General features: G+C 68.4%; 13 protein-coding genes and 1 pseudogene. 3 read left to right on the forward strand and 11 right to left on the reverse strand.

The genetic code is table 11. The features are described from left to right. Positions 1–12: 12 nt before the first annotated feature. Both ACMT1E_RS15270 and ACMT1E_RS15275 read right to left on the reverse strand, forming a co-directional pair. Positions 13–927, reverse strand: a complete 915-nt coding sequence (locus tag ACMT1E_RS15270) for a formylglycine-generating enzyme family protein (protein WP_414901341.1) — start codon at positions 925–927, stop codon at positions 13–15. A 250-nt stretch (positions 928–1,177) separates the two neighbouring features. After that, positions 1,178–1,549, reverse strand: a pseudogene (locus ACMT1E_RS15275) (IS5 family transposase); the annotation flags it as partial. Between the two features lie 157 nt (positions 1,550–1,706). On the opposite strand from ACMT1E_RS15275, the gene ACMT1E_RS15280 reads away from it, so the two are divergent. After that, positions 1,707–2,462, forward strand: coding sequence for an isocitrate lyase/PEP mutase family protein (locus ACMT1E_RS15280; protein WP_414901343.1), 756 nt, complete (start codon positions 1,707–1,709; stop codon positions 2,460–2,462). A gap of 174 nt (positions 2,463–2,636) precedes the next feature. Here ACMT1E_RS15280 and ACMT1E_RS15285 read toward each other — a convergent pair whose 3' ends face one another. The 5 genes from ACMT1E_RS15285 to ACMT1E_RS15305 all read right to left on the reverse strand — a co-directional run bounded on the left by ACMT1E_RS15285 (position 2,637) and on the right by ACMT1E_RS15305 (position 7,170). Then, entirely contained in the window at positions 2,637–3,869 is a 1,233-nt protein-coding gene (locus ACMT1E_RS15285) for a cytochrome P450 (RefSeq protein ID WP_414901344.1), read from the reverse strand. A gap of 74 nt (positions 3,870–3,943) precedes the next feature. Then, positions 3,944–5,134: an ABC transporter permease gene (locus tag ACMT1E_RS15290; protein ID WP_414901346.1), complete on the reverse strand. Its 1,191-nt coding sequence runs from the start codon at positions 5,132–5,134 to the stop codon at positions 3,944–3,946. After that, on the reverse strand, positions 5,131–6,036 hold the full coding sequence (locus ACMT1E_RS15295; protein WP_414901347.1) for an ABC transporter ATP-binding protein: 906 nt from the start codon (positions 6,034–6,036) through the stop codon (positions 5,131–5,133). Before ACMT1E_RS15295 ends, ACMT1E_RS15290 begins: the two co-directional genes overlap by 4 nt. 70 nt (positions 6,037–6,106) lie before the next feature. After that, a complete protein-coding gene (locus ACMT1E_RS15300) occupies positions 6,107–6,490 on the reverse strand; it encodes a hypothetical protein (protein WP_414901348.1) in 384 nt (127 codons plus the stop codon). Next, on the reverse strand, positions 6,487–7,170 hold the full coding sequence (locus tag ACMT1E_RS15305; protein WP_414901349.1) for an EI24 domain-containing protein: 684 nt from the start codon (positions 7,168–7,170) through the stop codon (positions 6,487–6,489). Before ACMT1E_RS15305 ends, ACMT1E_RS15300 begins: the two co-directional genes overlap by 4 nt. A gap of 97 nt (positions 7,171–7,267) precedes the next feature. On the opposite strand from ACMT1E_RS15305, the gene ACMT1E_RS15310 reads away from it, so the two are divergent. Next, the gene (locus tag ACMT1E_RS15310; RefSeq protein ID WP_414901351.1) at positions 7,268–8,266 is read left to right on the forward strand and encodes an adenosine kinase; all 999 of its coding nucleotides are present in this window, start codon (positions 7,268–7,270) and stop codon (positions 8,264–8,266) included. 76 nt (positions 8,267–8,342) lie between these two features. Here the strand turns inward: ACMT1E_RS15310 and ACMT1E_RS15315 are convergent, their stop codons facing one another. Together ACMT1E_RS15315 and ACMT1E_RS15320 are read right to left on the reverse strand one after the other, a co-directional pair. Continuing rightward, positions 8,343–9,326 (reverse strand): NAD(P)H-dependent flavin oxidoreductase, encoded by a 984-nt coding sequence (locus ACMT1E_RS15315; RefSeq protein ID WP_414901353.1) that lies wholly within the window; start codon positions 9,324–9,326, stop codon positions 8,343–8,345. A gap of 116 nt (positions 9,327–9,442) precedes the next feature. Then, entirely contained in the window at positions 9,443–9,868 is a 426-nt protein-coding gene (locus tag ACMT1E_RS15320) for an RrF2 family transcriptional regulator (RefSeq protein WP_414901354.1), read from the reverse strand. A gap of 64 nt (positions 9,869–9,932) precedes the next feature. Here ACMT1E_RS15320 and ACMT1E_RS15325 point away from each other — a divergent pair, with 64 nt between their 5' ends. Beyond that, positions 9,933–10,754 (forward strand): kinase, encoded by an 822-nt coding sequence (locus ACMT1E_RS15325; protein ID WP_414901356.1) that lies wholly within the window; start codon positions 9,933–9,935, stop codon positions 10,752–10,754. Here the strand turns inward: ACMT1E_RS15325 and ACMT1E_RS15330 are convergent. Next, positions 10,714–12,708, reverse strand: coding sequence for a sulfotransferase (locus ACMT1E_RS15330; protein ID WP_414901357.1), 1,995 nt, complete (start codon positions 12,706–12,708; stop codon positions 10,714–10,716). The two genes, ACMT1E_RS15325 and ACMT1E_RS15330, sit on opposite strands and share 41 nt — an antisense overlap. Positions 12,709–12,733: 25 nt before the next feature. Further along, entirely contained in the window at positions 12,734–14,401 is a 1,668-nt protein-coding gene (gene leuA, locus ACMT1E_RS15335; protein ID WP_414901358.1) for a 2-isopropylmalate synthase, read from the reverse strand. Positions 14,402–14,473 lie beyond the last annotated feature (72 nt).

Here is a 14,473-nt window from a genome sequence, read left to right on the forward strand (position 1 = left end):
GGGGGCGCTTCCCTATTCCCGAAGGACACAACGAAATCCGGTATGGGATGTTGACGTGTCCACGGGTTGCGGCCAGCGCGCGGCCGGTCGATAGCGTTGACAGTAATCGGGCGAGCACAGATGCGATCCGCCTTTCAGCACCCGCCGGGAAATCGTTGGTGATGGGCCAGACCCAGCATGCGCCTCGGCTTCGTCCAATGCGTCGCAGCACCCTGAAACAGCGGAAGCTTCGACGAACAGATCGGCCGTCCACTCCCAGACATTGCCGATCATATCGAAAAGGCCAAATCCGTTCGCCGGATAAGCACCTACAGGCGAGGTGCGCTCGAAGCCTGGAGGCGCAAGATTGCGATGGGGAAATGTGCCGCACCAGATGTTCGCCATCGGTCGTCCCTGCGGTTCAAGCGTATTGCCCCAAGCATAGGGAACTAAGTCGTCTCGTCCCCCACGCGCCGCATATTCCCACTCAGCTTCGGTCGGCAGGGCCTTGCCCGCCCAGCGCGCATAGGCCCCGGCGTCCTCGGCAACAACGTGAACGACGGGATGATCGCCCAATCCAGCGAGGCCGCTCCCCGATCCGATCGGCTCACGCCAATTGGCACCAAAGACATATCGCCACCACTGGGGATTATCCGACATATCCAGCGCCGAAGAAACAGAGTCGGAGGGCATGAACACAAAAGAGCCGGGCTGCAAAAGTTCAGGCGGAGCCCCCGGATAATCGTTCGGATCAGGCTGCCTTTCGGCAAAGGTCTTATAGCCGGTTTCCTGGACAAACCGGCTGAACGCATCGTTCGTCACGGGATATACATCGATCCAGAAACCGGACACCTCCGCGCGCCGTAGTGGTCGTTCCTCCGGATAGAAATCGTCCGATCCCATCCAGAATGGACCACCTGGCACCCACTCCATATCGGGTTTCGTCATTGCCTCTCCCAAACACCTCGACGCGCCCGGCGCATGCCGCCCAAGCGCCGAATGCCCAAAATTTATCCCAGCAGACACCGCCGTGGAATAGGCAATGGCAGCCGCTCTTCATGTCTCCAGGCAAGCCGCCGTTTGTGCTGCTTAGCCCGCCTAACGGTGCCGCTTCCCGCCACCCGTCGTCCTTTCAGACCGCCCCCCCGCCCCCGAACGGATGCCCACCGTGCTAAGCCGTGCTGACAAAGGGTGTCAGCTATATTCGGGCGGCGGCGAGGTTGAGGAAGCTCTCGAAGGACAGGATGGATTTGTCGTAGCGTGTGGCGTTGCGGCGCTGTTGTTTGAGCTTGCCGAACATGCGCTCAATGCGGTTGCGGCGGCGATAGCGGCGTTTGTCGTATTTGATGGGCTCGTTACGGGATTTCGAGCCTGGGATGCAGGGTTTGATGCCCTTGTCCTCCAGGGCATCCCTGAACCAGTCGGCATCTTAGCCACGGTCGGCGAGCAGTCATTGCGCCTTGGGCAGTTCGTCGAGAAGGGCCGCTGCGCCAATATAATCGCTGATCTGACCGGCGGTCATGAAGAAGCTCAAAGGGCGACCGTTCGCATCAGTAACGGCCTCGATCCTGAATCAGATCGTAACGCTCACATTACCGGGGCCCGACCGAATGTCCTCGTCAGCTCCCCGGCCGCGCCCCGCCCCTTGCGACTCCCGTCATCAGGGTTCAGCAAGGGCGTGGAGGGGCAGCCTTGTGAGGGTTATTCCGCGCGAAGGGAGACGGCGCATGACGGACAGGATCGATCGGGCACGGGCGTTCGCCGCCCTTCATGTCCCCGGCAAGCCGGTGATCCTGTTCAACGTCTGGGACGTCGGCAGCGCGCATGCCGTGGCGGAGGCCGGAGCACAGGCGCTGGCAACCGGCAGTTGGTCGGTCGGCGCCGCCTATGGCGCGACGGCGGCGGAAGCGGTGCCGATCGCCGACGCGCTCGCCAACGCCGCGCGGATCTGCGCGGCGACCCCATTGCCGGTGACGCTCGATTTCGAGGGCGGCTACGCGACCGACCCGGCGGCGCTCGCCGACAATTTCGGCCGGGCGATGGCAACCGGCATGGTCGGCATCAATTACGAAGATCAGGTGATCGGCGGCAGCGGCATTCACCCCGTCGTTCCGCACACCGCCCGGATCGCGGCGATGCGCGCGGTCGACGGCGATGCCTTCATCAATGCACGCACCGACATCTTCCTGAAGGCGCCGCCAGAGGCGCACGACGCCGCCGCACTTGACGCGGCGCTGGAACGCGCCCGCGCCTATGCCGATGCTGGCGCCAGCGGCTTCTTCGCGCCGGGTCTCCGCGACGAACGGCTGATCGCCCGGCTGTGCGCGACGGCGCCGCTGCCGGTCAACATCATGATCGCGCCCGGCGTGCCGGACGCCCGCCGCCTCGCCGAACTCGGCGTCGCCCGCGTCAGCCACGGGCCCGGCCCCTACCGGCTGGCGATGCAAGCCGTCACCGCTGCTGCCCGCAGCGCCCTCGGCTAATTTCGGAGGCGGCACCGCCATCCAGCGCCATTCCAACGACGCTACGCATCGCCGGAACCTTGGGCGCTTCCGCCCACGCCCCCACCCGGTCTCCCAACGACAGTATCCTGAAATGGGAGGCCGGGTGGGGGCGTGGGCCGGTGCCGCACCTGATTCGGTACCGCCGATCTGCCGCTAATAACGGCTCAGCTCCACCGGTAGCTTGCGGTAGCCGTTGACGAAGCAGGCGGCGACGCGCACCGGTTCCGCCAGCACATTCACCCGCAACCTGCGCTTCGCCATCTCCTCCAGCAGGATCTGGATCTGCATCTCGGCCAGCCTTGCGCCAACGCAGCGGTGGATGCCGTAGCCAAACGCCAGATGCCGCCGTGCGTTCGGCCGGTCGACGACCAGCGTGTCCGGGTCTTCGAACACGCTCTCGTCGCGGTTGGCCGAAATATACCACAGCGCCAGCTTGTCGCCGGCGCGGATCATCTGCCCGTCCAGCTCGGTGTCGGCGGTGGCGGTGCGGCGCATATGCGCCAGCGGTGTCTGCCAGCGAATGATTTCGCTGACCGTGTTTGAGATCAGGCCGGGGTCCGCCTCCAGCTTGGCGCGCTGATCGGGAAATTTGTCGAGGGCATACATCGCGCCGGTCATCGAATTGCGGGTGGTATCGTTGCCGCCGACGATCAGCAGGATCAGGTTGCCGATGAACTCGCCGTCGTCCATGTGGCTCATCGCCTCGGAATGGATCATCATCGAGATCAGGTCGGGCGCCGGCGGCTGGTTGATCCGCTCATCCCACAGTCGCTTGAAATAGCTGGCACATTCGAACAGATGGCCCAGCCGCTCCTGCCGGCTTTCGGCATTGTGGACCAGTTCGATGTCGCCCGCCCAATCGGACCAGAAGGTCAGCTTGCGCCGGTCCTTCCACGGGAAGGCGAACAGGATCGCCAGCATCTGGGTGGTCAGCTCTATCGATACCCGGTCGACCCAGTCGAACGGCTCGCCAACCGGCAGCCCGTCCAGAATCTCCTGCGTGCGGAGGCGGATGTCATCGGCCATGCCGGCAAGCGCGCTGGGCGCGAAGGCGGGGGCGATCGTCCGCCGCTGGGCGGTGTGCACCGGCCGGTCGCGGGCGATGAACATCGGCATCGCGTAGTCGTCGTCCAGCCGGTCGGCGAGGGTGATGCCGCCCAGTTCGGACGAGAACAGCTCCGGCAGCGATTCGACATGGACGATCGGCTTGTATCCCGACACCGACCAATAGGGGCCGAAGGCGGAATGCGCGCAGTAATAGACCGGCGCCTCGGCGCGCAGGCGGCGGAACGGTTCATGCCATTGGTGGTCGCGGTAGATTTCGGGGCGGCTGACGTCGAGCGGATCGCCCGCCGCCGCCGCTACATCCTCGGCAAGCGTCGCCATGGTTCAGGCCCTCTCCAGCCGGCCGCATCGTCGCGGCTCGTACCGATGGCAGAGTGCCACTGCTTACATGAATGTCAACGGCGCGCCGGTGCCGCCCCGCCCGATTTTAGCACACCGCGCCGGAACAGCCGCGCGGCGAGCATCACCGTCGCCGCTACCCACGCCATCTGCCAGGCGATCGCGGCAAGATGCGGCAGCACCGCCGGGCTGGTCGCCGCCCGCGCCGCCATCGCGAAGGGCGAGCTGAACGGGAAGATCGCGGCGAACAGGCCGACAGCGCTGTCCGGCCGCGCCGCGGCGGCGGAGGACAGGCCGAACATGCCGACCTGGAACAGGGTAATCGGCAGCGACAGCATCTGGATCTCGCGCATCGACCCGGCCTGCGCGCCGACGCCCAGGAACACCGCGCCCAGCAGCAGGAAGGCGAGGGTGAAATAGACAAGGAAGAGCAGCACGAACAGCGGCATGCCGATCGCCGGCGCGATCCGTTCGATCAGCACCGCATGGTCCGGCAGCAGCATCAGGCCCTGGCCGATCAGCATCGACCAGAAAGCGATGAACAGCAACGCGACGCCGAACATTCCGACCAGCTTGCCGAGAAACACCGATTCGAGCGGTACGGCGGCGGCAAGAATCTCGATCACCTTGTTGGTGCGCTCCTCCGCCAGCATGCCGACTGACTGGCCAGCAAGCAGCAGGGTCAGGAAAAAGATCAGGAATACCGCGCCGAATCCGGTCGATTGCCGGCTATCGTCGGCGGTCGAAGCCGCAGCGAGGGCAACCCGGTGCGGGGTGCTGTGTCGCGCCTCTCCCGCAAGTGCCCGTTCGGCGACTTCGCCCAGCCAGTTGGCGGCGCGCTCGCCATGGGGGCGGTAGAAGATTGTGGGGGCGTCGAGCGGGCCGGTGAGCGCCGCCACGGCGTGGCGCGCCGGGGCGTCCAGCAGTGCGCGCGCCTGCCCGGCGGGATCGGCGCCGGCCGTCTCGACGATCAGTTCCGGTGGTGCCTCGCCGGGGCGGAACACTCCGCGCAGCGCGGTGTCGGCGGCGGCGAAGGCGTGGCCCTCGCCCGCTGGCAGCACGGCGATGATTCGCGCCCGCTCCGCCCCGCCGTCGGCCAGTTGCGCCGCGCCGAGTCCGCCGATCGCGGCAAAGCCGACCATCAGCAGCGGCGCGAGCAGGAACACCAGAAAGGTCGGTGTGAAAACGATCGCGGTGAAATCGCGCCGGGCGATGACCAGCGTCTGGCGCAAAAACCGGCCGGTCATCGCCCGTTCCCCCCGACGATCGCAACGAACACGTCGTGCAGCCCCGGCCGTTCGATCGACAGGCCGGCGACGCCGTGCCCCTTCTCGATCAGCCGGGCGAGCAACGCTTCCATCCCTTCGTCGGGCACTGTGAAGGCGTAGCCGTCGCCGCTGCGCTCGGCATCGGCGGGGAGCAGCAGGCGGACGGTGTCGTCGCCCGCTTTCGGCACGAAATGCGCGCGCAGCGGCAACAGCGCCCGTGCTTCCGCCACCGTGCCCTCGAACCGGCGCTGGCCGCCGGCGATGATCGCGATGCGGTCGCATAGCCGCTGGGCATGGGCCATGACATGGGTGCACAGCACAATCGTTGCGCCGCGCGCCTGCTCGCCGCGAATCAGGGCCTCCAGCCGTTCCTGGTTGACCGGGTCGAGGCCGGAAAACGGTTCGTCCAGCACCAGCAGCGCCGGCCTGTGGACCAGCGCGCCAAGCAGTTGGACGAGCTGCGCCATGCCCTTGGACAGTTTGCGGATCTTCTGGTCGGCGGCATGGCCCAGCCCCGCCGCGTCCAGCAGGTCGCCGGCCCGCGCCCGCCCGGTTTTCCAGTCCAGCCCGCGCAGCGCGCCCATGAAGGCGATCGCCTCGCGCGCCTTCATGCCGGGGTAAAGCCCGCGCTCCTCCGGCAGATAGCCGATCTGGTCGCCCGCCGCGCGCGGCCGGTCATGGCCGAGCACGCGGCAATGGCCTTCGTCCGGGTCGATAATTCCCATCAGCATGCGCAGCGCCGTGGTCTTGCCGGCGCCGTTGGGGCCGAGCACGCCGTAGATCGTGCCGGCGGGGATCGCGAAGTCGACATGGTCGACGGCAACACGGCCGCCGAAATGCTTGACCAGCCCGGTCGCGCACACCGCCAGAGCATCGTTCACCGTTGCGCGCCTTTCGTCCCCGGCATCGGCAGAGGATGGCAAGCCCGGCTTAACATCGCGTTGCCCGCCGTCACTTTCCCCCGGTCCGCCGGACGAGCGCGGCAACGCAGCTGGCGCGGTCGATATCCTGCCCGTCGGGCTGGCGGGCATCGATATAACGAACGACCGGCTCTGCCTGCGCGGCGGGCGGATAGAGATAGGCATCGAGCACGCAGATCGCGCTGGAAAATTGCAGCTTGCGCGCGCTTGCCTCGTGCACATCCAGGTCGGGCTGACCGAACAGCGCGACCAGCGCCGGTGCCGGCTTGCCCATCACCCGCTCCAGTCCAACCAGCCCGTAGGCGGGCGGGCGGACCGCCGGCGCGGTCTGCGGGCGCGGCACCACCGTCGTCGTCGCGCAACCGCCGGTCAGCAGCGCCGCCGCGATCGCTCCGCCCAGCCAGCCCTTCGTCATTGCCTACCCCCGTGAAAGCGGTGCGTGGCCAGCGCGGCGCCGATCGCCGGCGCCAGCAGGTTGACCACAGGAATCACGAACAACAGCGTCGCGACAAGCCCGATCAGCGCGCGCGGGCCTCGCGTCGCCGCAAGCCAGCCTTTCATCGCCGTCGCCGGCACATGGCGCGCCGCGACCATCTCGCCCAGGTCGCGGCCAAGCAGCGGCGCATTGACCGCGGTGAACAGCAGCGGCGCCAGCGGGGCGCCGACCGCGCTGACCAGCAGCAGCAGATAGAATGGCGCCGCGACCAGATTGGCGAGGATCGCCCGCGCTGCGGATCGCCCGCCCATCGCCAGTGCGCGGCGCAGCCGCACCGGTTGCGCCCGCGCCGCCTCCGCCGGGTAATGGCGCTGTTCGACGGCGGCGACGATCGTGTCGGCGAACAGGCCAATCACCGCGACCGCCACCGCGCGGAACAGCAGCCAGCCGGTCAGGATGGTCAGCAGCGTCGCCGCCGTCGCCGCGATCGCCCCGGCATGGCCGATGCCGGCATGGGTGAGCAGCATCCGCCCGCCCAGCCCGATCGCGACGCCGCTGGCGACGAACACCAGCAGGGTCAGCGCCAGCGAGCGGACGATGACGCCGACGATCGCCGGGTCGCCGAGCTGGCGCAGCGTCAGGATCAGCGCCCGGATCATACCGCACCCTGCGCGCCGTCGTTGTGTGCGGTCAAGTTGACGAATACGAAGCGCTCGCTATTCCGGCGCCCATTCAGCGGAACATGAAGGACAGGCAGTGGCTGCACCCCAATATGATGTCGTCGCCATCGGCAACGCGATCGTCGACGTCATCGCCAAGGCGGACGACGCGTTCATCATCGCCGAGAATCTGAAGAAGAACACGATGCAGCTGCTGTTCTCGATGGAGGCGGCCGAGGCGCTCTATGCGAAGATGGCGCCGGGGATCGAGGCGAGCGGCGGCTCGGCGGCCAACACCGTCGCCGGCCTCGCTGCGCTCGGCCACCGTTGCGGCTTCATCGGCCAGGTCGCCGACGACCAGCTCGGCGGCGTCTTCGCCCACGACATCCGCACCCTCGGCGTCACTTTCGACACGCCGATGCGCGACGGCGATCCGTCGACCGCGCGCTGCCTGATCCTGGTCACGCCGGACGGCCACCGGACGATGAACACCTATCTCGGCGCGTCGCAGTTCCTGCCGGCCGAGGCGCTCGACCCGGCGCTGATCGCCAATGCCGCCATCCTCTACCTCGAAGGCTATCTGTGGGATCCGGAGGAACCGCGCCAGGCGATGCGCGCGGCGATCGATATCGCCCGCAAGGCCGGGCGGCGGGTGGCCTTCACCCTGTCCGACACCTTCTGCATCTCGCGCCACCGTGCCGATTTCCTGGCGCTGATCGCCAATGGCGACATCGACATCCTGTTCGCCAACGAGGCGGAGATCACCGCCCTCAACGAGACCGAGGATTTCGAGGCGGCGGTCGCCGTGACGGCGGCGCAGGTGCCGCTGCTCGTCGTCACCCGCAGCGAGCACGGCGCGATCGCCGTCGCCGGCGGAGAGCGCGTCGCCGTCCCGGCCGAGCCGGTGGCCGCGGTCGTCGACACCACCGGTGCCGGCGACCTGTTCGCCGCCGGCTTCCTCGCCGGGCAGGCGCGCGGCCTGTCGCTGGCGGACAGCCTGACGATGGGCGCGGTCGCGGCGGCGGAGATCATCTCCCACTACGGCGCGCGGCCGGAAGCGGACCTGAAAGCGCTGACCGCCGCCCGCCTTGGCTGACCGGCCACACCGTCATTGCGAGCCGCGCAGCGGCGCGGCAATCGCGGAGTCGGCAACGGCCCTAACGGGACGAACTCTAGCCGCGCGGCCGGTAATCGGACCGCGCGATCAAATCGGCGCGGGCGGCGTGATACTCGCGCTCCAGCCGGTCGACCCGGTCGGCGACGCTCTCGACCTGGTCGACGGAACCGATGCCCTGGCCCGAACCCCAGATGTCGCGCCACGCCTTCTTGGCGCTGTTGCCGCCGGAACCGAAATCCATCGTCTTGTATTCGCCCTTCGGCAGATTGTCAGGGTCCAGCCCGGCCGCCTCGATCGACCCGCGCAGATAATTGCCGTGCACGCCGGTGAACAGGTCGGAATAGACGATGTCGGCGGCGTGGCCGGCGACGATGCCGTCCTTGTAGGCGGCGCTGGCGTTGGCCTCCGTCGTCGCGATGAAGGCGGAGCCGATATAGGCGAGGTCGGCGCCCGTCGCCTGCGCGGCCAGCACCGACCGGCCGTTGCCGATCGCGCCGGACAGCGCCACCGGCCCGTCGAACCAGCGCCGGATCTCAGACACCAGCGCGAAGGGAGAGATGACGCCGGCATGGCCGCCGGCCCCCGCTGCGACCGGGATCAGCCCGTCGGCGCCCTTCTCGATCGCCTTGCGGGCAAAGCGGTCGTTGATCACATCGTGCAGGGTGATGCCACCCCAGCCATGGACGGCATGGTTCAGATCCTCGCGTGCGCCGAGCGAGGTGATGACGATCGGCACCTGCCATTTGGCGCAGGTCGCCAGGTCGGCCTCCAGCCGGTCGTTCGACTTGTGGACGATCTGGTTGACCGCGAACGGCGCCGCCGGCGCATCCGGGTGGTCGCGGTTCCACGCCGCCAGCTCCTCGGTAATCCGGTGCAGCCATTCGTCGAGCAGCGCCTGCGGGCGGGCGTTCAGCGCGGGGAACGACCCAACGATTCCCGCCTTGCACTGGGCAATGACCAGTTCCGGGCCGGACACGATGAACATCGGAGAGGCGATGACCGGCAGGCGCAGCCGGTCGAACAGCGGGGGAAGGCTCATGCCCCATTCCTAACGCACGCGGCGGCGCTGTCCAGTTGTACGCCGGGCCGGGCAGAGTGGGGCAGGGTGGCGATGGCGAAACGGTCCACCACCATCGGCCGCCGCCTCCCGGCGGCTTAGGCCGCCATCAACTCGCTGATCGGGTCGGACAGGGTAATGCCGTCCAGCACGCTCGCCACTTCGTCGCGCACCCGCAGCATGACGAAATGGATGCGGCACTCTTCCTGGCTGACGCAGTTTTCGCACGGGGCATAGGCGCGGCGGCTGGCGCACGGCACCAACGCCAGCGAGCCACGGGTCAGCCGGACGACATGGCCGTAGCTGATCTCGTGCGGCGGCCGTGCCAGCCAATAGCCGCCATCCTTGCCGCGCTGGGTGTCGACCAGCCCCGCCCGGCTCATCTCGGACAGGATGACGGTCAGGAACTTGGCGGGGATGTTCTGCGTCTCGGCGATCGCGGTCAGTTGGACCGGCCCCTCGCCGTAACGGTCGGCGAGGTGGAGCAGCGCTCGAATTGCATACCGTGTCCGTTGAGAAAGCATGCCGTCCCATGACCGCGACGGGCCGGTTTTGCAAGCTCTGGCGCCGCGCCTATAGCTGAACGGGATGGACCCGTTGCACGATGCGCACACCCCGGCCCATGCCGCTATCGACCGGGCCTTGTCCCGGCATCGTGGTGGCCCGCTGATCGTCGGTATCGCCGGCGCGCAGGGCAGCGGCAAATCGACCCTCGCCGCCCGGCTGGCAAGGACGTTCGGCGCCGGCGGATTGCGCGTCGCCACACTGTCGATCGACGACCTCTATTTGCCGCGCGCCGACCGCCTCGCCCTTGCCGCGACCGAGCACCCGCTGTGGGCCACACGCGGTCCGCCTGGCACCCACGACATCGCCCTCGGCCATCGGCTGTTCGACGCGCTGGCCGGCACCGGCGCCGTCCGCCTGCCGCGCTTCGACAAGACGGCGGACGACCGGCTGCCGGTTTCTGCCTGGCCGGTGGTCGCGGCGCCGGTCGACCTGATTCTGTTCGAAGGCTGGCTGGTCGGCGCGCGGCCGCAGGACGCGGCGGCGCTGGCGGCGCCGGTCAACACGCTGGAACGGGACGAGGATGTGGACGGCCGCTGGCGTCGCCGCGCCAACGCCCTGCTCGCCACCCTCTACCAGCCGCTGTTCGCCCGGATCGCGGTGCAGATCCTGCTTGCCGCCCCCACCTTCGCTGTCGTCCACCGCTGGCGCGCGGAGCAGGAGGCGGCCCTGCCGCACCCGGCGATGGACGCCGCCGCGCTCGCCCGCTTCATTGCCCATTACGAACGGCTGACCCGCCACATCCTCGCCGAAATGCCGGTTCGCGCCGACTGTGTTATCGCTCTCGACGCCAACCGGCGGGTGGTCACGCCGCCGGGTCGGCCGTGTCATACCCCAGCCGCCTGACCCACGGCTCCAGGATCGGCAGAACCGGCGCCAGATGGGAACGATAGCGTTGCCAACGGCCGCGCGCGCGGGTGTAGAGCGGCTCGGTGACCTGGGCATAGCTGGCGGTCCTGACGTGGCCGCGTTCCAGCGCGGTCCGCTGGTGGTCGAGGGCCGCGTCCTCCCACGCCAGGCCAAGAAAGGCGAGCAGCGGTCGCACCGCCCCTTCCAGATCGGTGACCATTTCCTCATAACGCAGGATATGCGTCGGCAGGGGCAGCACCGACCGGCATTGCTGCCAATAGCCAAGCGCCAGATCGTATAGTTCGGCGGCGTCGCCCAGGTCTAGGAAACTGGCCATCGCCGGGTTGGGGCGGAAATTCTGCATGTAGCAGCTCAGCACTACGTCGCACGGATGTCGCTCGACAAAGACGACCCGCGCGTCGGGGAACAGCCGGTGGATCAGCGGTAGATGGAGGATGCTGAACGGCATCTTGTCGACGATAAGCCGGTCGCCGATCCCCGGCATCGCCGCATCGGCCGCGGCGAAATAGCGGGCGCGCAGGGTGGCGATGGTGGTGGCGTCCATCGTCGCCAATGCCGCCGGATCACCGACCGCCTCGGCCACACGTGCCAGGAACGGTTCCTCCTCGAACACCACGGTGCGGCTGTGTCCCATCAGGATCGTGTCGGACAGGGTGGTGCCGGACCGTGGAAAGCCGATCAGAAAGGCGGGGGCCGGCCGCGTCGGTTCGGGCTGGTCGGTCGTCCATCCCGCCAGCCATTCCGGCGTGGTCAGCGCGATCGCGCGGCGGAACCGGTCGCGAAACGCGGCACCGGCAATCCGGGGTGCCTCGGGCCGCGCCGCCATATGGGCATTCATTTCGGCAAAGGCGGCGAACGCCGTGTCGCTATCGCCCAACCGGTCGCTGATCTCGCCGATCAGCTTGGCGCGTCGCCCGGAATCGATCGCCGGGTCGATCCGCTGCGCCGCCGCCAGCGCAGCGGCATCGTCACCCCGCCGGCGCAGCATCAGCGCGCGCAGCAGTGCCAGTTCCGCCGTGTCGACGCCGTTGGATTGCGCCTCGTCGATCAGCCGCGCGGCGTCATCCAACCGGTTCTCCGCCTCCAGCAGGGCGCCCAGTTCCTGATAAGGCTCGGCCGCCTTGGGGTTCATGCCGATGGCGGCGCGCCAGGCGCGCTCCGCGGCCGCGCGGTCGCCGCGCAGTTCCTCGGTCAGCCCCATCTCGATGCGGAGTGCCGGGTCGGCCGGGGCAAGCGCGATCGCCTGTTCCAGCACGCGCACGGCGTCGCGGTGGCGCTGGACGCGGTTGAGCGCCCGGCTCAGTTCGAGCAGGGCGGTGCCGTCCCGCGGGGCGATCCGCGCCGCTTCGCCCATCGCCGTCAGGCTTTCGTCATACCGGCCGGCCATGGCGAGCGCGGCACCGAGATTGCTCTGGATATTGCCCTGATCCGGTTTCAGGGCGGCGGCGCGGCCGAGCGCAACGATCGCGCCATCCAGATCACCCGCCGCCCGGCGGACGTTGCCAAGATTGTTCCAGATTTCCCAGTCGTCCGGCGCCTGCGCCAGCACCTGTTCGTAGATCCGGATCGCTTCGGCGGTATCGCCGCTGCTTTGCGCGATGAAGCCGGACAGGCGGGCGAAGGCCTCCGGCGGCGTGCCGGCGGCGCAAACCGCCCGTGCTTCCGACCAGGCACGAAGCTGGATCAGCGTCCCGGCCAGCGCGGTCCGCGCCCGCCCGTCAGCCGGGTCGCCGGCCACCGCGCGGCGCAGATAACCGGCGGCGGCGGCATGGCCGCCGGCATGCGCGCACAGGTCGCCCAGAAAGCGCAGCAGGGTGGTGTTGTCGGGGTGGCCGGCGAGCAGTTGCTCCGCCGCCTTCCGCGCTTCGGCGAGCCGGCCCTGCTGCGCGAGCGACAAAACCTGGGCAAAACCGGGGGGTGGTGCAGTCATCGCCCCCGGTCTTGCCGCAATCGGATCAGCCGTTCAACCGGTTGACCGCGCTCAGCACGGCGCGGACGGAGGCCGTGGCGACGTCAAGGTCGATGCCGACGCCCCAGACGCTGCGGCCGTCCGGCGTGCGGCATTCGACATAGGCGGCTGCCTGCACCCCGGCACCCTTGCCGATCGCGTGCTCGCTATAGTCGGCGACGTCGAGGTCGACGCCGCAGCCGCTGTTCAGCGCGGCGAGCACGCTGGAGATCAGGCCGTTGCCCCGCCCTCCGACCGAGCGCAGTTCGCCGTCGACGCCGATATGGCCGGCGAAGATGCGGTCGCCGTTCGGCGCCCGGCTCTCGTCATAGGCGTCGAGGGTAAAGCGTTGCTCGCCCGACAGCCGATAGGTCTGCTCGAACAGTGCCCAGATGTCGCCGGCGTCCAGCTCGCGGCCGCCGTCATCGGCCAGTTGCTGGACATGGCGGCTGAAATCGGCCTGCAGCCGCTTGGGCAGCTTCAGCCCCTTGTCCTGTTCCAGAACCCAGGCGACGCCGCCCTTGCCGGACTGCGAATTGACGCGGATCACGGCCTCGTAGCTGCGGCCAAGGTCGGCCGGGTCGATCGGCAGGTAGGGCACTTCCCAATAATTGTCGTTGCGCTGTTCCTGCGCGGCGAAGCCCTTCTTGATCGCGTCCTGATGGCTGCCGGAAAAGGCGGTGAACACCAGTTCGCCGGCATAGGGGTGGCGCGGGTGGACGGGCAGGGCGTTGCAATACTCAACGGTCTGGATCACCGCGTCGATGTCGGAGAAGTCCAGCTCCGGCGCGACGCCCTGAGTGTAGAGGTTCAGGCCAAGCGTCACCAGGTCGACATTGCCGGTGCGTTCGCCATTGCCGAACAGGCAGCCCTCGACCCGGTCGGCGCCGGCCATCAGGCCCAGCTCGGCAGCGGCGACGCCGGTGCCGCGGTCGTTGTGCGGATGCAGGCTGATGACGACGCTGTCGCGGTTGGGAATGTTGCGGCAGAACCATTCGATCTGGTCGGCATAGACGTTGGGCGTCGCCGCCTCCACGGTCGCCGGCAGGTTCAGGATCAGCGGGTGATCCGGCGTCGGGCGCAGCACGTCCATCACCGCCGCGCAGACCTCGACAGAGAAATCCAGCTCGGCGGTGGAGAAGGTTTCCGGGCTGTATTCGAAATGCCAGTCGGTCCCCGGCCGCTTCGCCGCCTCGTCGCGCAGGATCATCGCGCCGTCGACGGCGATCTGGCGCACCTCGGCCCGGTCCATCTGGAACACGATCCGCCGCCAGGCCGGTGATACCGCGTTGTAGAGGTGGACGATCGCGCGCCGCGCGCCCTCCAGGCTCTCGAAGCTCTTCTCGATCAGGTCGCGGCGCGACTGGGTCAGCACCTGCACGGTCACGTCGTCGGGGATGCGGCCGGACCGGACGAGGCCGCTGATATAGTCGAATTCGGTCGCCCCGGCGGACGGGAAACCAACCTCGATCTCCTTCAGGCCGACGCGGACGAGCAGGTCGAAGAAACGCTGTTTCTTCTCGGCGTCCATCGGGTCGATCAGCGCCTGATTGCCGTCGCGCATGTCGGTCGACAGCCAGCGCGGCGCGCGGGTGATGGTGCGCGACGGCCATTGGCGGTCGGTGATCGGCACCTGCGGGAACGGACGGTATTTGGTCGAAGGATCGGCAATCATGATGCGGCTCTCGGAATCAGCGGCGGGCTGACATGCCCGCCTGGCTTGAAGATGCTGAACCCTTAGGCGCGG

The sequence above is a fragment of the Sphingomonas flavalba genome (assembly GCF_047553045.1).
GTDB classification, from domain to species: Bacteria; Pseudomonadota; Alphaproteobacteria; order Sphingomonadales; family Sphingomonadaceae; genus Sphingomonas_L; species Sphingomonas_L flavalba_A.